The following is a 19975-nucleotide window of genomic DNA, read 5'->3' as shown; positions in this document are numbered from 1 at the left end:
TTAATCCTCATATTTTACATATATAGAATTCACTGTTTTAGTTCATTTTGGGTAAGAGAAATAATCAAATCGAATGAATTTTGGAACAAAAAAGTTTGTATTGGGAACATTTTGTATCCCAAACAAAAGAATTTGGAATAAAATTAAAATTAAAAAGTGAATTTGAAAATAGTTTATAAAAGGATTGTGAAGAATAGTATGGCATTTAATAAAAAGTTTAAATTTGATAAATATATTTTGATTTTGGGACTCGCTACCTTTTTATTTGCTTGCTTTGAGCTATTCCGAAATTACGGTCAGAATGGACAGATCATTAATGAAATAACAGCGAAACAAATAAAACCGCAGATATTTTTATTTCAATTTCAAAATATGACGATTCTTTTTACTATGATTCTTATGAACTTTATAATGTATATGATTGTGAAAGAAAAAAGATATCTGTTACATTCACTGTATTTATTAGTTATGTTGCTTTTTTTACTACAAATTTCTGGAGTACTAAACTTTATAGTAAGTTTATCTATTTTAAGCGTCCAAAGCTTTATGGAAAATTTCATCTATCTGATTACCGCTGTAGAAGCGGTAATATTTACTAGTGTAATTATGAGCGAAATAAAATCTGAAAAGTTAAATATTCAAGAGCTTGAATTAGAGGCCAAGACAGATAAACTGACAGGCCTGTATAATAGAAACTATTTTGATAAGGTTATATTACCTCAGGTATATGAATATGAGCAAGATCGTAAAAACATATCCTTGTTCATGCTGGATATTGATCATTTTAAAAATATAAATGACACATTAGGTCATAACGTTGGTGATATTTTATTGTCTGAATTAGCAAATATAATTACATCCTCCGTTCGAAAACAAGACTGTATCATTCGCTGGGGCGGCGAAGAATTTATTATAGTTATGTTTGAAACAAATATATACGATGCAGCCGTACTTGCGGAAAAAACAAGAGAAATCATCGAAAACTATGATTTTGAATATGTAAAGCACATTACTGTAAGTATTGGAGTGACAGAAAAATGTATCAGCGATACCAATGAAAGTTGGGTGAAAAAAGCGGATGAAGCAATGTATCGAGCTAAGAGTGATGGAAGAAATAGGATTTCTGTAAACTTTTCAAATATTTTACCAATTAAAATAAATTGGAGCAGTATTTTTGACTGTAAAAATTATCAAATTAATACCGAACATAGAGAATTAGTTTTTTTAATGAATAAAATGATTGAAGAATGGTCAATAGATGGTAGGGAAGATACCTTTTTTAATTTGTTTGAACAATTACTGGCAAGCACAAAGATACATTTTGCAAACGAAGAAATCATTTTAGAAAAAAAAGAATATCCTCTGCTGGAGATACATAAACATATGCACCAGTTAATTTTACAGGAAGCAGATGAAATAAAAAATTTATTGATCAATCACCAAATATGTCCTTTGAAAGTAATTGAATTTCTAATTGATATTGTGGTTGGGCATATGATATCAGAGGATATCGGCTTTTATAAGTATTTATAAGAAAATTCTTGTGTTTATTCGACGGATATTTGAGGAATATGAAGGCTTAAATGAAATACTGTATTGTCAGATGATGACTCTATATGCACAAAGCCACCCAAGTCTTCTATAATTTCCTTTACAATTTTTATACCTAGACCATGTGATAGTTTATCTTGCTTTGAACTTACAAGTTCTTCACCAAAATAGGTCAACATGCCATTAAAACTATTGGTAATGTCAATAGAAATCCAATTGTTCACACAACAGCTTTTAATTTCAATAAATCGCTTCGAAGTATCTAGTTTAGTACAGGCTTCAATAGCATTCGTTAATACATTAGTTATTACACGAACAATGTTAAAATCGGATAGCGGAAGCTGTGAGGGAAGGTGAAGCATGCAAGAAAAATGTATTTCAGCTTCTTCACATAGATTGGCTGCATCTTGCATAATAGCATCAACAATTACATGATCTGAATACATTTTATGAACCATAACAGTATTATGCAGGCTATTCTGCATTTCGTTGATTAGTTCAACGGCCTTTTCATTTTCGTTGCTTATAATTAATACTTTTAAGGAAGACATCATACTATTATTATCATGTTTAAATGCACGAAAACTTTCCGTGAATTTTTGGTAGGACTGATAATGTCTCATCTGGCGCTTGAGCTGTTCTCTTAACTGATTGGTATGTAGCTCATGCTCTAGTAAAGCTGATATGTGAATGGCATGGTTAGATAAAAACAGTAATACAAATTTACTCATAATACAAGAAATAAGGTATAGAAAGCTAAACCATTTTGTATTAAGATTACGAAAACGTCCATCATCAATTAATAAAAGATAGACCATCAAAAAAAATTGAGATGTAGTAATAAATTTCAACTCAATTGTGTTTCTTGATAATTGTTTTAATTTGCTGTTTGGTGCAATTTTTTTAAATATATTACGATCTAGAAAAACAGAGTGTAAGAAAGCGATGATCCAAATTAAGCAGTAGTAAGCAGGGTTTTTTAATAATGCGTGAATGGTTTCTGAAAGTATCAATGAACATATGGAAACGATAATCCCGCGGCTGCTATATATTGAGAACATGTATAATGTGGCAAGATATAAAGCATTTATTTTATTAATATAAAATAAAGCAAGAAAGCCCATCATAACTACTCCCATAATTAAAAATATGCCGGTTCGATATAAATTAAAATATATCGTTGCGAGTGTGGAGCTAATGCATAATAATATAAATGCAGAATAACAAATAAAGTGTTTATACCTTGATGTAAATAAAATTTTAAAATCATATAAAAAAAGTGAACAATAAGAAAGCGTTATTAGAACAGTCAAAATTAACTGTATCATGATTACCTCCCAAAGCTTCCTGAGTAATACATATTTGTCTTTGAAATATATTGAAAAAAATTCCTCTTAACCTCTTTTTGGTAGGTTATCCCGATTGGTATATAATCACCGGTTTTTAATAATATGCATTGTTTCTCAAACTTAGTTATATAGGAAAGTTGTAACAAATAAGAACGGTGGACACGTACAAAATCCCGATTTATCAATTGTTCTTCAAGCATTTCTAAGGTTCCATAAAACTGTTTGATTTCTTTACTATTATAATGTATCGTTATAATTCGTTTGCTGATTTCAAAAAAAGCAATATCTCGTAAAGGAATCATTTGAAGTATGCCACAGGCCTCATATAAAAACATTTCCGTTTCTTTTTTCTTCACCATAGAAAGTGCGCGAAGAAAAATTTGTTCATGTCTTTCCATAGAGGTAGAATCTTTCAATAAGTATTGAATTGGAGAAATATCAAAGGCATCATAAACATAATCTTCGCTCGTGGTTAAAAAAATTATTTCTGCTTTACAACCATGTGCTCTCAATCGTTTTGCAACGTCTATACCATTTATTGTTTTCAAAAGTATATCCAAATAAAGAATGTCACAGCTGTTAGGGGACTCAGATAAATAAAAGAGCAATTCTTCTCCGCTTCGAAACATTGAGAAGAAAGTGGATTCGTGATGTTTTTCTGCTATTTCTTGTAAAAGATTTCTATATTTATCTAACGCTTTATCATCATCATCACATAAAAATACATTGACCATAATTACACCATCTTTCTGACTTGCTTATTCGACAAAATACCGTTTAAACAGACAAAACAAATTTGAGTAAATTATAACATAATATTACAAATAGTTCATGAAGTAAATTAAGATTAAAAGTATTTATAATGCTATATGGTGGCAAATTACTAGAGTTTATGCCTGAATAATCATGATATTTCATTCTGGCTTTATACTGTACCCATTTTGAGCAATAAAATTAATAACTCAAATTCATATCATTTATTGGAATAATGATTGACTTGTCAATTAATATACGTTAAATTGTTAGTAACAGTTTCGATAAAATTCAGCAAATTTGTATAAAAAATTTAGGGTGAGGAAGTATATGAATTATATAACAGTTTTAATATCGGGTCTATATCTTATGGTGACTTTCCTATGTATCATGCTTGGTGTTTATTTCTTGTATATGAATAACAATACGATTTTGAATCGACTGGCATTTTTATTTTGTATCTCATTAAGCTGCTGGTGTTTTGGTGCTGCACTTTCTCTGACTGCATCAAATGCAATAGATGCTGTGCTCTGGCTTAAATTTTCAGCTATAGGTGCGGCAGGATTTTGGGCCTTTTTATTGCACTACATGATTGTATTGACAGATAGTGAAAGGCTTTTGAAAAAAAGATGGATGAAATATGTCATTTATGTACCGGCTATTATTATGATTTATGTTAGGGGTGTTTCAAAAGAAATACCAGAAGAATTATATCATTTTAAGAAAATCTCATTGGGATGGGTCAGCAATACCGGTTTTAGCTTTTGGACATTACTATTTGATTTATATATGATAAGCTTTACTCTGGCTGGAATATTTTTGATCTATAGATGGAAGAAAAAAATTAAGGACGATCATCAAAGAGAGCAGGCCGGGAATATTTATAATTCTTACATTATATCTTTTCTGATTGCAATTCTTGGAGAGCTTTTGGATCACTTACAAATGGGGTGTTATTTTCATAAATTGACGCCTTTTATTCTACTTGTACCAATATTAATTCTTTGCTATTCCATTCGTAATTCTAATTTAATGAAAGGAGATACGCAAAGTGATGATATTGTTTTTATGGAACAATTCAGAACTAAGATTGCAAGACATCTTTCAGAAGCGTTTTGCTTTGGCGGAATTCTATATCTGATTTCGCAATGCTATTTTATTAAATCAACGGATATAAAACGAGTTGTTGGATTCTCAATCGTATTATGCTTATTTGGTTTGGGTGTATATTTAATATATAAATTAGCTATCAAAAAAGATGCAAAAGTAATGCTTTATTCCATTTTGCTTTCTATCGCAATACCAATTATTACATTAAATTTTACAGACTATGCAGCAATAACAGTATGGGCTTTTCCGTTTATTATTATTATAGCTACTCTTCTGTTTAACAATTCAACAATATTAACAATGGTTTCTACATCTATCATACTAACGCAGCTTTTTATGTGGATAAAGGTGCCAAACAGCCTTGTTAATGTTGATACATCAGACTATTTTACACGAATTGGGCTTTTGGGAGTGGGAATTGGTTTAATTTACTATATTAATAAAATATATATATTCAGATTAAGCCAGCTATCGGAGCGAATTAAAACACAGGACTTGCTATACTTGATATCGTCTCGTGTAATCAATGTTAACTGCACTAACATGAAAGAAAAAATGGATGAGGTGCTTAGTCTGGTATGTGAATATGTGCAGGCGGATAGAGCTCATATTTATTTTAATATAAAAAATGATATGGAACATGCGGATTATTATTGCTGGTGTAATGAATTTAGCAAATTAAAGGATGAAATTTTGCAAGATACCCGAATTGCAAAGTATGAATGGCTGAAGAAACAGGTCAAAGAAACGGGCGTAGTAATGATACCAGATGTCGCAGAGTTAACACAGGAAGCAGAAAAGGAAAAAGATTTTTTAGAAAAACAAAACGTCAAATCCATGCTATCAATTCCGCTAATCAGTCATGAACAAAAAATAGGCTTTTTAAGATTAGATTATGTATTAAAATATAAAACATTCGATGAAGCGTTTATTCAGATATTGATGACAGTTGGCAACATTCTTGGTGAAGCCTATAAAAAAACCTATTCAGAGCAAAAAATAGAGAAAATGGCTTATTATGACCAGTTGACCAATATACCAAACAGGCAATTGTTTGGACAACGCATCAATCAAGTTATTGCATCCGCAGATAAAAGCGGCGATTTATTTGGAATTATATTTTTAGACTTGGATTCCTTTAAAATAATAAATGATACACTTGGGCATCATTATGGAGATAAAATACTGATAATGATAGCAGACAGATTGACAAAATGTATCCGAAAGACAGATACTGTGTGCCGCTTTGGCGGTGATGAATTTCTAATTATGCTAAATAATATTATGTCCGAAAAGGATATAGAAACGGTTGCCACCAAAATTATTAAGCAGCTTGAAGAACCTTTGTTTATTGAAGGACAAGAAATTTACATAACGGCAAGTGTTGGGATATCTGTGTTCCCAACTGATGGCATGGATAATGATACACTAATTAAAAATGCTGATATTGCTATGTATAAAGCAAAGAGCAGTGGAAAAAATCAGTTCGTATTTTGCTCTCAGGAGATGAAAGAAGAAATTGAGCAAACAATGGTCATAACCAGTAATCTGTATCATGCACTGGATCGAAGTGAGTTAGCTATTGTTTATCAGCCTCAAGTATCAATTGAAACAGGTCAGATTATTGCAGTAGAAGCATTGGCGAGATGGTATCACCCAGAGCTTGGACTAATTTCACCTGCAATTTTTATACCAATTGCTGAACATACAAGTTTAATAAATTTAATAGGTGAATGGATTTTAAAAGAATCATGCCAGCAGATTAAAAAATGGCATAATAAAGGCTTACTACCAATCAGAGTAGCAGTGAATGTTTCAGTAAATCAATTGCTAAATACTAATTTTGTAAATAAGGTGATGAAAATATTGGCTGATACGGGACTAGATTCAAAATATCTGGAATTAGAAATTACAGAGAATATAGCGATTCAGGAGTCCGATTATATTTTTGATGTTCTGTCTAAATTAAAGGCTCTTGGAATATCCTTGGCCATAGACGATTTTGGAACAGAGTATTCTTCGTTGAACCGAATCAAACTGCTGCCAGTTGACCGCCTAAAAATCGATATGCATTTTATCAGTGGTATACTTAATAATGAAAAAGATAAGGTTATAGTCGATGTTATCATTAAATTAGCAAAGGATTTAAATTTGAAAGTAATTGCAGAAGGTGTAGAAACACAAGAGCAGCTTAACTATTTACTTGAGAAAAAATGTGATGAGGTACAGGGGTACTTTTTCTATAAGCCATTATCAACAAGTGATATGGAAGAGGTTTTAACGAATCTAATATAATTAACAAATATAAAAAAAAAATTAACAATTATGTCGTTTATTGAATTTTAAAGAGAGTGTGGTATCATAGTACTATATTATTTACTAAAACTATATATTGGGGGTGCATTTTATGAAATTACGTACATTACTAGTCATTTCCTTCACCAGTATTATTTTTACTGCCGTTGCTGTTTTGGCAATTTACGCAGATCATTCCATGCAAAAGCAGACATCAGCCAAAATAGAAACTGAGTTAACTGCTAAAACAACTCATTTAGAAGATTATATCTATGGATGGTTAATGGGTAAGGCACAGGTAGGTGATTCTGTTGCAGCTTTAATGAAGGAGGGAATCAAAAATAATGTAACCCCTGAGTATTTAAACCAAGTATTACAAACAGCCGATAATAAAGGCGTAGTATCTGACCTATATGTCGGAACCGTGGATGGAAAAATGATTGATGGTTCCTTATGGGATGTTCCGGCAGACTATGACCCAAGGGAAAGACCTTGGTATCAGGCCGCAGAAGACAGTGATGGATTAGTATTTACCGATGCCTATATTGATTTGACAACGAGTCAGTTGGTTGTTTCAATTGCAACTCCGATTCGTTCTGATTCTTCTACATTACAAGGTGTACTATCAATGGATTTATTACTGGATACAATTACACAGCAGGTAAATTCAGAGACAATTGGAGAGACTGGATATGCATTTATGCTAGATCCTAATGGGGTGATTTTAGCACATCCTGAACAATCACTTCTTAATACAAATATCTCAGATATAGAGGACATGAAAGATATTTCTTCCAAAATGTTAAGTACTGATTCTGGCTATGAGTCGTATACCTATAATAATGAAAAAAGAATTATGGTTTATCAGAAAATGCCTGAAACATCATGGATTGTGGGAGTATCAATTACAGAAGATGAAGTATATAAAGAACTTATAACAATGAGAGTATCCTTTGCAATTATACTGTTAGTGCTACTTTCAATTATTGTTGCAATAGCAGTAATAGTTTCTAACATTCTTGCAAAACCTATTAAGGAGATGACAATTGGAGCAAGACAGGTTGCAAAAGGAAATCTAAGTGTTCAAATTAAGAATAAAGGTGCGAAAGAAATCCGTGAATTGGGAGAAGCATTTAATAATATGTCTTCCAATATAAGAAAATTAGTTATGGAAATAAACAATGCAGCTAAAATGGTTGATCATTCATCGGGTGAAGTAAATAAATTAATAGGGAATACCAAATATATAACTGGAGAGATTTCAAAAACTACGAATGAGCTGGCAAGAGGGGCTATGGAGCAATCGCAGTCAGTAACAGTGGGGGCAGATATGGTTGCCGGTATAACACAAGCGATTAATCGTATAATGCTTAATAGTATGCAGTCTAATGATATGATTAAGCAGGTGGATCAATCGGTGCATGATGGTATTCATGTGATAGATAATCAAGCAGCCCTGATGCAGTGTAATAAGGAATCAACGAATAAGGTTGGAGAAGCAATAAGCCAATTAGAAGAAAAGTCGCAAGTAATTAGACAAATTGCAGAGGTGATAGGTGATATTGCAAACCAGACAAATTTATTGTCTTTGAATGCTGCAATTGAGGCAGCTAGAGCAGGAGAGAATGGAAAAGGTTTTGCGGTTGTTGCTGATGAAGTTAGAAAGCTAGCAGAGCAGTCAGCTAAATTCAGTGGAGAGATTGGAGTTTTGTTGCAGGGTATTCAGGAAAAAACGCTGCAAAGTGTGAAGGAAGTTTCAGATGTACGGCAGATTGTGGCAGATCAGGAAGTATCGATTCAGGAAACCAGGAAGCTGTATCTTGATATTGAGCAAAAGGTGAATGAGGTTGTTAATCGAACACTTCATATTACTGATGAAACAAGGCAAATACAAATTCAGTCAGAAAAGGTGACACAATCAATTAGTGAGGTAGCTGCTGTAACACAGGAAAGTGCAGCTGCAACCGAAGAAGTAGCAAGCTCTGCGGAGGAGCAAAACAACTATGTAATGAAGATAAATGATGAAGTTGAAATTCTTGTTAACGAGGCTAATGTATTATTAGAAGCAATTAAGCAGTTTGATATATAGATAATATTAATAATTCAAGCACTCACAAGTTATAAGGCAAGGGAAACCTTGCCTTATAATTTGTGAGTAAACAGGAAGATGTATTACTCGATTTGCATTAATTAATGCTTAATAACTATGTGAAACTTAAATGTTTTTTGCAGTTATTAGGTATTGCATACATGGTTGCTGATTTTGGGGAGAGAGAAATTAGCTGCAGTAAAACTTGATTGTTAATTAAGTGTTTGTAACATAAATGGAGGGAAGTATCATTTGGGGATTAAAAATTTAAAAAAAATTTATAAGCATGATATTATCATGCAGTTTAAAATATCATATTTGATTGTACTAATCTTACCATTGTTAATATGTTTTACCGGATTCAAGCTATACTTTCAGGCTGCAGAAGAAGAGGTAATACATGGGAGAATGAATGCATTAAGTTACAGCACCAATGTAATAGATTGCAATATGAAGCAAATACATACTGCAGCTTTGCAGATTGCCAAAAGTGAAACAGTTCAAGATTTGGCTGAGGAAGAGATAAGTACAGACATTAATGCATCCAATACAGAAGATGCCATTTCTAAAATAAATAACATCTTGGAATATCTTGCAGTAGATTTGCTGGAAAATGTGGTCATTTATTTTGATGAAGAAAACTATTATCTGGTGAATGGTACTTTATTTTGTGACAAGGCATCGGCACAAGATACTTATAAGGATATGAAGGGATTGCTTGAGGGAGAAGATGATTCTAAGGCACATTACCAATTGAATGATAATACATTGCAATGGATTCAGCCTATTATGGGAAGTGATGGTCATAGCTTAATGGGGGCAGTTATATGTAATTTTAATATGGATTATATCAATCATCTGTTTCTTGAGGATGATAATGAAACCATGTCACTATTAATGCAACAGCAGGATGGAAGCATTTCCTATCAGACAAATCAAAATGAAACAGAGACTGATTTTTCAAGTATATTAATTGAAGGGCTGCAAGGATATATAAAGTTAGGAAATGATATAATCATCTATTCGGTTTCTGGTGAAAATACTTGGAGGTATCTTTTGATTTTCAATCGAACTGAGCTTATGAAAAGTTTTAATTTTATTAAAATAAGTCAGTATTTTATCTTGCTGTTGGCATTAGCAATTGGGATTATTCTTGCACACTATATGAGTATAAGGTATGGAAAACCAGTCAATAAAATATTTGACAACTACATTCCTAATGCAGAAAGAAATACAAGTAAGCTTGAAGAGATGTTTAACAGTATCGTTTCAGACAATCAACATTATCTAAATGAAAGTAAAAATGAAAAACCTTTGTTACAATATGCGTTTCTATATAAACTGCTGCGAGGTGAATTTGCAAACGAAAAGGAGCTTTTTGTGCTAGCCTCTAAGGTGGGATATCATGTAAGTTCAAAACTATATCGGGTTTTGGCATTTCGTTTTGAAAATAAGGATATTAATGAGGCGGAAAATGAAACACTAAAGAAGAATCAAATGGCTTTTTGCTATCTTCAAGCTAAATTACGAGAATTCATAAAGGAGGAAGTTTGGTTTTACGAAGTAGATCATTTGATTCATTTAGTCATTTTACCTTGTATGGGACGGGAATCAAAACCCGATGAGATTATTTCTTATATTCAAGAGGGGATACTAAGAGAGTATAAAATAAATCCTTTGTGGGGTGTCAGTAACCATTGTGTGCAGGTTATGGAGCTTTGGCGTGCCTGTGAAGAGGCTATTGCAGCTTTGGAATTCGCATGTGAAAACAAGCAGCTTGTATTTTATAAAGATATTGCGAGAGAGCAGTCTAGCTTCTATTATCCAGAGCAGTTTGAGGAAAGATTAATCTACTGTACACAGTCAGGAGATTTACATCAAATAAAGGAACTGTTGGATTTATCATTAAAAGAAAATTTTGAAACTAGAAATCTGACAAGAAGTCAATTTTTGAAGTTAAATAATCAGTTTATTAGCACATTAATTAAGATAGACAAATCAGATTTAGTGTCACAGCATACAGAGCAATTGAATGCCTTTGCAATTCATTATTATGAATTAGAGATTCAGGATTATTACGCACTGCTATTGCAAGCCTTTGGTGTAATCGGCGATAGTTCACAAACAAATAAAGGTGACAGAGGAAGTAAGTTGAATGAAAGATTGAAAGACTATGTTGATACACATTATATGGACTCAAATTTAGGACTGGCAATGTTAAGTATAGAATTTCATATTTCCGAAGGCTATGTATCAACCTTGTTTAAAGAACAGACGGGTACTAATTTTGCAGATTATGTTGAGAAGTTAAGGATAGAACGTTCCTGTAATCTGTTAAAGGAAAGCAGGCTTACTATAGTTAAAATAGCAGAGGAAGTAGGATATAATAGTATACAATCATTTCGCAGAGCGTTTAAAAAAGTGAAGGGTGTTAGTCCAAGCAAATTAAGAGAAGCAAACGATAGAGAAAGAAAAAAGGGAAAAGACTAATTAATTTATTAAAGAATCGTTCCTTTTTAAAGTTTAGTTAAAAAATGGTTCCTTATTCATGGATTTTTATATGAAAAATGCGCTCAAATTCAAAGTATTGTATCTACAATTTGAGGATAACGAATGTTAAATTTAAAGTATCGTTAAAAAAGAGAAAAAGGATTATAACGATGAACGAAAGGAGGAAAAATGAAACATAAAAAATTGAAATTTAACAGTATACGAACTAAGCTGATTGCGGGAATTATGGCAATTTGCATCTTACCGCTTTTAGCGATAGGAATTGGTTCCTTTATGCAATCAAAATCTATATTGTATGACAAGCTGACATTAACAAGTTCTCAAACGTTATCACAAATAAATGACAGTTTAAATGAATATTTTAGCGGCTTATCAGAGACGGTTACTTTGACAACAAATAATTATAATTTGGTAAATGTTGAAACTGGCAACAATATAGATTACGTACAAGATTTACTTATGAGCGTAAAGGATACCAAATCCGAGCTTCTTTCGGCATACTTTGGAACAGCTACCGGAAAATTTGTTAATGCGCCGGAAGATGTAATGCCTGATGGCTATGATCCGACTACAAGAGATTGGTATCTAATGGCGGTAGAAAAACAAGGAGAAACGGTAATTACATCGCCTTATCAGGATGCTTCCACAGGTGATAATATTGTTACAATTGCGAAAACAGTTGAAAAGGATGGAAAAGTAGTTGGTGTGGTTGCAGTGGATTGCACTTTGACAGCACTTACCCAGCAGATTGCAGAAAAAAAGGTTGGTAATACGGGGTATGTATACATATCAAATGTAGATGGAACCGTTTTGGCACATCCTCAAAGTGATCTTATTAATACAACAACTCAGTTGTCATTTTGGGACGAGGTTAAGACACAGGACAGCGGTTTTGTAAAATATACCTATGAGGGACAAAATAAATTTGGTGTTTATCAAACCAGTGCAATAACAGGCTGGAAGCTTGTTGCCGTATTAGATGATTCTGAATTGACGACAGATACTAGCGCGATTTTAATGACGACACTTATTATAATTATAATTATGCTTGTTATTTCATCTCTACTCTCCATATTTTTAAGTAGTGGAATTGCAAAAAACATTATAAAGCTAAAGGAAGTATTTGCAAAAGCATCAGATGGTGACTTGACGGTATCTATAACGGCAGCGACAAAAGATGAGTTCAGGGATTTAGCAGAATCCTTTAATAAAATGATTGGAAATATATCTGATTTGATGAGGAATGTTACAAAGTCTTCCCAGACAGTTTTAGAAACCTCTACTAATTTAGCATCCATGTCATCAGAAGTAGCAACTTCGGTTGGTGAAGTGGCCAGAGCAATTGAGGAAGTATCCCATGGAGCGGTAAATCAAGCTCAGGATGCTCAAAATGGAGCATTTCAGATGGATAGTCTATCGAATAAGTTAGATGAAATTAATGAAAATTCAAATGAAATGGATGATATTTCAAAGAGTACAAAATCATTAAGCTCTAAGGGGCTTTCTATGGTAGAGACTTTAATTAAAAAATCCGATAAAACAAGATTATCGACTGATCAGGTGAATCACATTGTAGATGATATGTATGAAAGTACAAAGCAAATCAGTGCTATATCAGATACCTTATCCAGCATTACTAATCAAACCAATCTGCTGTCACTGAATGCCAGCATTGAGTCGGCTCGTGCAGGTGAAGCAGGCAAGGGGTTTGCTGTTGTAGCAGGTGAAATTAGAAAGCTTGCGGAAGAATCGCATAATTCAACAGAGGAAATCAAGCAGATTATTGAAACAATACAAAGTAAATCGGAGATTGCGGTAGAAGCAATTCAAGAAACAAAACAGGTTGTGGAAGAACAGGATATTGCAGTAGGTCAGACCAAAGAAATATTTAGTGAAATTCTGGATGCAATCGATAAGATGTTGATTAAGGTTGAAGAAATCAGAAAATCTATCACGATTACAAATGATAATAAAAGCTCTCTTGTGGTTGCAATAGAAAATATTTCAGCGGTATCAGAAGAAACTGCATCAGCTTCAGAAGAGGTTACCGCTTCAACAGAAGAGATCACAGCGGCTATGGAAGAGTTCACCAGATTTTCAACTGAACTTCAAGGTATGGCAAATCAGTTGGAAAGTCAGATTGGAAGATTTAAGGTACTATAAAATACAAGGTTAAAATAACGAGGCTATTGGGACTTATCTCAATAGTCTCGTTATTTTTATATGTAAGAATAGTTCAGTTCTGATATTTGATAGAGAAGCTAATTTTCTCTTTGCTATTATATAAAATAGAAATGGTTATTAAAACCATATTATTACTCTTTTGAAAAGATTAAGAATAAAAGTTGCTTATAAAATTATTATTAAATTAATTAAAATAAGAATAAATATAAATAAATAATTTTTATAAAGTATAATGTACAAAAAAGTTTGAATATAAATAATTTATGGGTGCATATTTACAACTATAAATAGTGATGATAATATTAAAATATACATAATGCATAATAATAAATTTTAATAAATAAATTAATGTGCATAATGTACAAATGCGTGATGCGCTATAATTTAAAAGTAAGGCAAGGAAATATTCCTTGCCTTAAAAATAGAAATGGCTTATTTTAAAGATTGCTGAAAAGCTGGTCGTAAGATAAAGCAAAAGGAGGAACTATGAAAAGAAAGAAAGCAAAAATGAATAGTATCAGAACCAAGTTGATTGCAGGAATTATGACTATTTGTATTATTCCGCTTATTGTAGTTGGAATAGGATCGTATTATCAGTCAAAGACAATTCTAAATGATAAACTAATGCTTACAAGTACTCAAACCCTTAATGAAATTAATGATGGTGTGAATGAATACTTTGATGGGTTAATGGAGTTGGTTTCTATAACAGCAAGTAACAGTCATTTCATAGACATTGACAGTGCAGACAACATAAATTATATACAAGACATATTGGATCACATACAAGATAATAAACTGGATTTGTTGGGAAGTTATTTTGGAACAGAATCTGGAAAGTATATCATATCTCCACAACAAGAGATGCCGGCAGGATATGATGCAACTCAAAGGCCGTGGTATCAGCTGGCCGTAGAAAACAGAGGAAATGTAGTGTTGACTTCAGCATACTTAAGCGCTTCAACCGATGACATCGTAATAACGGTTGCGAAAACGGTTGAAAAAGACAATCAAATCGTTGGTGTAATGGCTATAGATTGCACATTATCTGATTTAACGCAGAAGATAAGCCAGAAGAAAATAGGAAATAACGGATATGTATTTATTACAGATACGGAAGGTATTATTCTAGCACATCCTCAAAGTGATCTATTGAATACGGATGCAGCCCAAAGCTTGACATTCTGGAATGATGTCAAGTCACAAGAAAGTGGATTTGTATCCTTTGTAGAAAATAAAACGAAGCAGTTTGGTTTATTCCAAACAAACTCGATTACCGGATGGAAATTAGTTGCTATTTTGGATGATTCAGAATTAACAAAAGATACACGAGCGATTTTAGTTACGATGATTACAATGATACTAATCATGCTTGTTATTTCATCAGTATTATCATTGCTTTTAAGCGGCGGTATTGCAAGAAATATTATAAAGCTGAAAGAAGTTTTTGCTAAGGCATCCGCAGGGGATTTGACAGTAGATATTATGGCAGCAACGAATGATGAATTTGTGGATTTAGCACAATCCTTTAATAAAATGATTCAAAGTATTTCCGAGTTAATAAAAAATATCATGCACTCCTCAGAAACAGTCTTACTAACATCATCTGCACTTGCAAATATGTCATCAGAGGTAACATCTTCAGTTGGTGAAGTGGCCAGAGCAATTGAAGAGGTATCTCATGGAGCACTCAATCAGGCACAGGATGCGCAAAATGCTGCGCTTCAAATGGAAAGCCTTTCAAATAAGCTAGATGAAATTCATGGTAATTCGAATGAAATGGATGATATTTCAAAAGAAACTAAATTATTAAGTTCAAAGGGCTTAGGCATGGTAGATGCCTTAATTGAAAAATCAAATAAAACAAGATTTTCTACCGAAGCCGTAAACAACATAATTGATGATATGTATGAAAGCACGAAGAAAATCAGTGATATTTCAGATACATTATCTAGCATTACCAATCAAACGAATCTCCTTTCTTTAAATGCAAGTATTGAGTCTGCCCGTGCAGGAGAGGCGGGTAAAGGGTTTGCTGTTGTTGCAGCAGAGATAAGAAAACTTGCGGAAGAATCCCATCATTCGACAGAGGAAATAAAACAAATTATTGAAGCAATACAAAAAAAATCAGAGGTTGCCGTAGAAGCAATACAGCAAACAAAAACTGTAGTAGCAGAGCAGGATGTTGCAGTGGTACAGACAAAAGATATATTTAGTGAAATAATGGAAGCTATTGGTGGGATGATGATTAAGGTTGAAGAAATAAAAGGCTCAGAAATGGTTACAAATAATAATAAAAATTCTCTTGTGCTTGCAATTGAAAATATTTCTTCGGTGTCGGAAGAAACTGCATCAGCTTCAGAGGAAGTTACGGCTTCAACCGAGGAAATAACAGCGTCTATGGAAGAATTTAATAAATATTCAAATGAGCTGCAGGAACTTTCTAATCAGCTAAAAAATCAGATTAGCAGATTTAAGATTAATTAGTTATTTACAATTAAGTTATCGTTTTAAGTATTGCAATTATTTATTTTGTAAAACAATAAAAGGGCGTCATCTGGTATGGATTAAACGCCCTTTTAAAAATCTATATTAGGAATTGGTGTTGCGTATTAAACAATTATTTGCAAACATGATTTAATGAATCGTTGTATAAAAAAAGTGGTGTATGCAAATAATATGTTAGGTTAAATTGCTATGCCACAGTATGTGCTTTCTCATTTCAAAAAAACGGCCTTTGAGAAATGGGGCGGGAAAGAACAAGTAAGGTGTTAGTATCTCCATACTGCTGTACCAAATTAACAACATGTTCTAAATCGGTCATTGATTTACAATAAACCGTAACCACCATGCAATAGGCTCCTGTTACATGATAACACTCTGTTACAGAGTCTAGACTCCGTATAAACTTATAGAATTCTTTGTGTTTGTCAGCTCGCATTGATACGTTGATTAAGGCAAGAATACTTAATCCTATTTTCTGGGTATCAATAATTGCAGTATAGCCCAATATAATACCTTGATTTTCCAAACGTTTGATACGTTCGCTAACGGCGGGAGGAGTCAGATTTATTTGAGCACTTAAATCCTTAATCGAAACTCTCCCGTTGTGCTGTAATGTTTTTAGTATTTTTTTGTCGATTTCATCCATTTTGTTACCTCCTAAAAGTGTACTTTAAATTTTATTATTTTGTAAAAGAAATCTTATATTTGTCATAAATTGCAATAATAATTCTAAATAAAGTATAAGTCAACCTTAACTTTTTAAAAATAGTAGCGAAATTAATAAAAAAAAGTAAAAATTTAATTTTATTTATTTTTATAAAGCATTTGGATTAATTATTTTATATTATTAATTATTTTATCATACATATTTACAAAAATAAATAGCAATGTTAATATTCGCTTATACACAATCAACAAGAATAAATGTTAAAACCAATTTTAATTATGCACAACAACTAAAAGGAGGAGTTAGTAATGCCAACTAACGAAAAAGAAAGAAATCCATTTAAAATCGCACAAATGCAATTAAAAGCAGCTTGTGATGCATTAGGAGAAGATGAATCAGTATATCTTTTACTAAGTGAACCAGAAAGAGTATTAAAAGTGTCCATACCAGTAAAAATGGATGATGGATCAAGCAAAATGTTTACAGGATACCGCGTACAGCATAATGATGCACCTGGTCCATGTAAGGGAGGTGTTCGTTTTCATCCAAATGTTACAGAAGACGAAGTAAAGGCGTTGGCTACCTGGATGACTTTTAAATGCGGAGTTATGAATTTGCCATATGGAGGAGCTAAGGGAGGAGTTGTTGTAGATCCGAATGAGCTTTCTCAAGGTGAGCTGGAAAGACTGGCAAGAGGATATGCTAAGGCTATTACTCCAATTATTGGCGAGAGAAGAGACATTCCGGCACCGGATGTTAATACGAATGGCCAAATTATGGTTTGGATGACAGATGAATATTCAAAATTAAGAGGTGTAGGACAAACATTAATGGCAACCTTTACGGGAAAACCGGTAGAATTTGGTGGATGCCATGCTAGAAGAGAAGCAACCGGCTACGGAGTTGCGCTTATGGCAAAAGAAGCAGTAAAATACAAAGGCCTTGAAATGAAAGGACAGCGTTCTGTCGTTCAGGGATTTGGAAATGTAGGAAGCTATGCGGCTTTATACTTAGAGGAACTTGGTAGTAAAGTAATAGCAGTATCAGATGTTAATTGCTGCTTATATCATCCTGACGGACTGGATATTAAAGCTCTTATGAAACATACCGAGCAAAATAAAACCATTAAGGGATTTGCCGGAGCTGAAAAAGAAATGGATAGAGAAGATGTATTTAAAGTTGAGTGTGATATTTTTGCACCTTGTGCGCTTGAAAATGCCATTACAGTTGACAATGCAGATGCCATTAAAGCGAAGATTATTTGCGAAGGCGCCAACGGTCCTACTACACCAGCCGCTGAAAAGGTATTGTTAGATAAAGGAATATTTATAGTTCCTGATATTTTAGCAAATGCCGGAGGTGTTACCGTTTCTTATTTTGAATGGGTTCAAAATCTTCATAACTTCTATTGGACTTTTGATGAAGTGCAGCAAAAACAGGAATCCAAGATGATAGATTCTTTTAATCAAATTGTTGAAATAATGGAGAAAGGATATGATATGAGAACAGCTGCTTATATGTTTTCAATCAAGCGTATCGCTACTCCGATGAGATTAAGGGGGTGGTTCTAATTCCTAAGCAGTTATCAAAAAAGAACCAAAAGATTACATCTTCTGTAACGCTTGAAATTACTGCAAAAGCTAAGAAAATGAAAGAGCAGGGCGAGGATGTAATATCACTCAGCGTGGGTGAACCAGATTTTAATACACCGGAAAATATCAGAAAAGCTGCTTTTGAAGCTATGGAAAGCGGAAAAATAGGATATACACCGGCATCCGGATTAGTACAATTGAAAAAAACGATTTGTGAAAAGCTGGCAAAGGATAATCATTTGGAATATGATGTAAAAAATATAGTCGTATCAAATGGTGCCAAACATTCCTTATTCAATTCGTTACAAGCAATCTGTAATCCTGGGGATGAAGTAATTGTAGGAGTTCCATATTGGGTAAGCTATCCAAACCTGATAGAAATGTCAGATGCAATTCCTGTATATGTTGAGATGAAAGAATGTGATGGATTTAAATTTACCAAAACCGCTTTAGAAAATGCATTAACCGAGAAAACGAAAGCGATTATAATCAACAGTCCGAATAATCCGACAGGAACTGTATTTACAAAAGAAGATCTACAGGTAATTGCAGATTTTGCAGTAAAAAATGATTTATATGTAATTTCGGATGAGATATACGAAAAGCTGATTTATGAAGGAGAGCATACTAGTATTGCTTCCTTAGGAGATAAGATTAAGGAGTTGACAATTGTTGTAAATGGAATGTCAAAGTGTTATGCAATGACAGGCTGGCGTATTGGCTATTCAGCATCTTCTGAAAAAATAGCTAGTATTATGAGCAACATACAAAGTCACGCTACATCAAATCCAAATACAATAGCACAATATGCAAGTATAGAAGGTTTAAAGGGACCGCAAGATTCAGTCGAAACAATGAGAAAATGCTTTGAAGAAAGAAAAAATTATATTGTTAAGGCAATTAATTCGATTGATGGATTATCTTGCAGGAATCCGGAGGGTGCATTTTATGTAATGGTAAACATACAAAATTTTACAGGAAAGCATTATAAAGAAAAACAAATAAATAATTCCTTTGATTTTTCAGAGGCTCTTTTAGAAAATGAAAAGGTTGCAGTCATACCAGGTATTGGTTTTGGGCAAGATGGATACATCCGATTATCCTATGCTGCTTCCATAGAGATGATTCAAAAGGGGATTGAAAGAATAAAGAAATTTGTTGATTACTTAAACTAGTTTTTTGGAAATTGCTTATTGACAAAGAAAGGGAAATGCGATGTGCATTTCTCCTTTCTTCTCATAAATTTATAAGCTATAAAAAATTAAGATAAAACAATAAAATTATTGGAGGATGGTATATGGAAAAGAAAATGCCAAATGTATTACAATCTTTATTTGTGTTGGTAGGGTTTTTGATTCTAGCGTTTTTA

Annotated in this window: 11 protein-coding genes; 8 read left to right on the top strand and 3 right to left on the bottom strand. The window is 32.9% G+C overall.

The window, feature by feature from the left end; all coding sequences use genetic code 11:
* The first annotated feature begins 198 nt into the window (after positions 1 to 198).
* Positions 199 to 1533 carry a diguanylate cyclase gene (locus tag C8E03_RS16725; protein ID WP_110291652.1) on the top strand — a complete coding sequence of 445 codons (1335 nt, stop codon included), beginning with the start codon at positions 199 to 201 and terminating at the stop codon, positions 1531 to 1533.
* 14 nt (positions 1534 to 1547) lie between these two features.
* Here the strand turns inward: C8E03_RS16725 and C8E03_RS16720 are convergent, their stop codons facing one another.
* Both C8E03_RS16720 and C8E03_RS16715 read right to left on the bottom strand, forming a co-directional pair.
* Positions 1548 to 2879 carry a sensor histidine kinase gene (locus tag C8E03_RS16720; protein WP_110291651.1) on the bottom strand — a complete coding sequence of 444 codons (1332 nt, stop codon included), beginning with the start codon at positions 2877 to 2879 and terminating at the stop codon, positions 1548 to 1550.
* 2 nt (positions 2880 to 2881) lie between these two features.
* Positions 2882 to 3634 carry a LytR/AlgR family response regulator transcription factor gene (locus tag C8E03_RS16715; protein WP_110291650.1) on the bottom strand — a complete coding sequence of 251 codons (753 nt, stop codon included), beginning with the start codon at positions 3632 to 3634 and terminating at the stop codon, positions 2882 to 2884.
* Positions 3635 to 3983: 349 nt separating this feature from the next.
* Here C8E03_RS16715 and C8E03_RS16710 point away from each other — a divergent pair, with 349 nt between their 5' ends.
* From C8E03_RS16710 to C8E03_RS16690, 5 genes are all read left to right on the top strand, one after another.
* Positions 3984 to 7058: an EAL domain-containing protein gene (locus C8E03_RS16710; protein ID WP_110291649.1), complete on the top strand. Its 3075-nt coding sequence runs from the start codon at positions 3984 to 3986 to the stop codon at positions 7056 to 7058.
* Between the two features lie 112 nt (positions 7059 to 7170).
* Positions 7171 to 9147 (top strand): methyl-accepting chemotaxis protein, encoded by a 1977-nt coding sequence (locus C8E03_RS16705; protein WP_110291648.1) that lies wholly within the window; start codon positions 7171 to 7173, stop codon positions 9145 to 9147.
* Between the two features lie 252 nt (positions 9148 to 9399).
* The gene (locus C8E03_RS16700; protein ID WP_110291647.1) at positions 9400 to 11637 is read left to right on the top strand and encodes an AraC family transcriptional regulator; all 2238 of its coding nucleotides are present in this window, start codon (positions 9400 to 9402) and stop codon (positions 11635 to 11637) included.
* A 189-nt stretch (positions 11638 to 11826) separates the two neighbouring features.
* Entirely contained in the window at positions 11827 to 13821 is a 1995-nt protein-coding gene (locus C8E03_RS16695; protein WP_110291646.1) for a methyl-accepting chemotaxis protein, read from the top strand.
* 507 nt (positions 13822 to 14328) lie between these two features.
* Positions 14329 to 16329: a methyl-accepting chemotaxis protein gene (locus C8E03_RS16690; protein ID WP_110291645.1), complete on the top strand. Its 2001-nt coding sequence runs from the start codon at positions 14329 to 14331 to the stop codon at positions 16327 to 16329.
* A 235-nt stretch (positions 16330 to 16564) separates the two neighbouring features.
* Here C8E03_RS16690 and C8E03_RS16685 read toward each other — a convergent pair whose 3' ends face one another.
* A complete protein-coding gene (locus C8E03_RS16685; RefSeq protein WP_110291644.1) occupies positions 16565 to 16993 on the bottom strand; it encodes an Lrp/AsnC family transcriptional regulator in 429 nt (142 codons plus the stop codon).
* Positions 16994 to 17322: 329 nt separating this feature from the next.
* On the opposite strand from C8E03_RS16685, the gene C8E03_RS16680 reads away from it, so the two are divergent.
* Entirely contained in the window at positions 17323 to 18585 is a 1263-nt protein-coding gene (locus tag C8E03_RS16680; protein ID WP_110291643.1) for a Glu/Leu/Phe/Val family dehydrogenase, read from the top strand.
* Positions 18576 to 19781: a pyridoxal phosphate-dependent aminotransferase gene (locus tag C8E03_RS16675; protein ID WP_330410851.1), complete on the top strand. Its 1206-nt coding sequence runs from the start codon at positions 18576 to 18578 to the stop codon at positions 19779 to 19781. The genes C8E03_RS16680 and C8E03_RS16675 overlap by 10 nt, the downstream gene beginning before the upstream one ends.
* Positions 19782 to 19975: the final 194 nt, after the last annotated feature.

The organism is Lachnotalea glycerini (assembly GCF_003201285.1).
In the GTDB taxonomy this organism is placed as follows: Bacteria; Bacillota; Clostridia; order Lachnospirales; family Lachnospiraceae; genus Lachnotalea; species Lachnotalea glycerini.
Note: the sequence above shows the minus strand (reverse complement) of the source record. Positions and strands in the feature narration are given on the sequence as shown.

Coding starts and splice junctions, on each gene's coding strand:
- C8E03_RS16690 (WP_110291645.1), top strand. CDS start 14,329: ATGAAAAGAAAGAAAGCAAAAATGAATAGTATCAGAACCAAGTTGATT.
- C8E03_RS16710 (WP_110291649.1), top strand. CDS start 3,984: ATGAATTATATAACAGTTTTAATATCGGGTCTATATCTTATGGTGACT.
- C8E03_RS16715 (WP_110291650.1), bottom strand. CDS start 3,634: ATGGTCAATGTATTTTTATGTGATGATGATGATAAAGCGTTAGATAAA.
- C8E03_RS16705 (WP_110291648.1), top strand. CDS start 7,171: ATGAAATTACGTACATTACTAGTCATTTCCTTCACCAGTATTATTTTT.
- C8E03_RS16685 (WP_110291644.1), bottom strand. CDS start 16,993: ATGGATGAAATCGACAAAAAAATACTAAAAACATTACAGCACAACGGG.
- C8E03_RS16720 (WP_110291651.1), bottom strand. CDS start 2,879: ATGATACAGTTAATTTTGACTGTTCTAATAACGCTTTCTTATTGTTCA.
- C8E03_RS16680 (WP_110291643.1), top strand. CDS start 17,323: ATGCCAACTAACGAAAAAGAAAGAAATCCATTTAAAATCGCACAAATG.
- C8E03_RS16695 (WP_110291646.1), top strand. CDS start 11,827: ATGAAACATAAAAAATTGAAATTTAACAGTATACGAACTAAGCTGATT.
- C8E03_RS16725 (WP_110291652.1), top strand. CDS start 199: ATGGCATTTAATAAAAAGTTTAAATTTGATAAATATATTTTGATTTTG.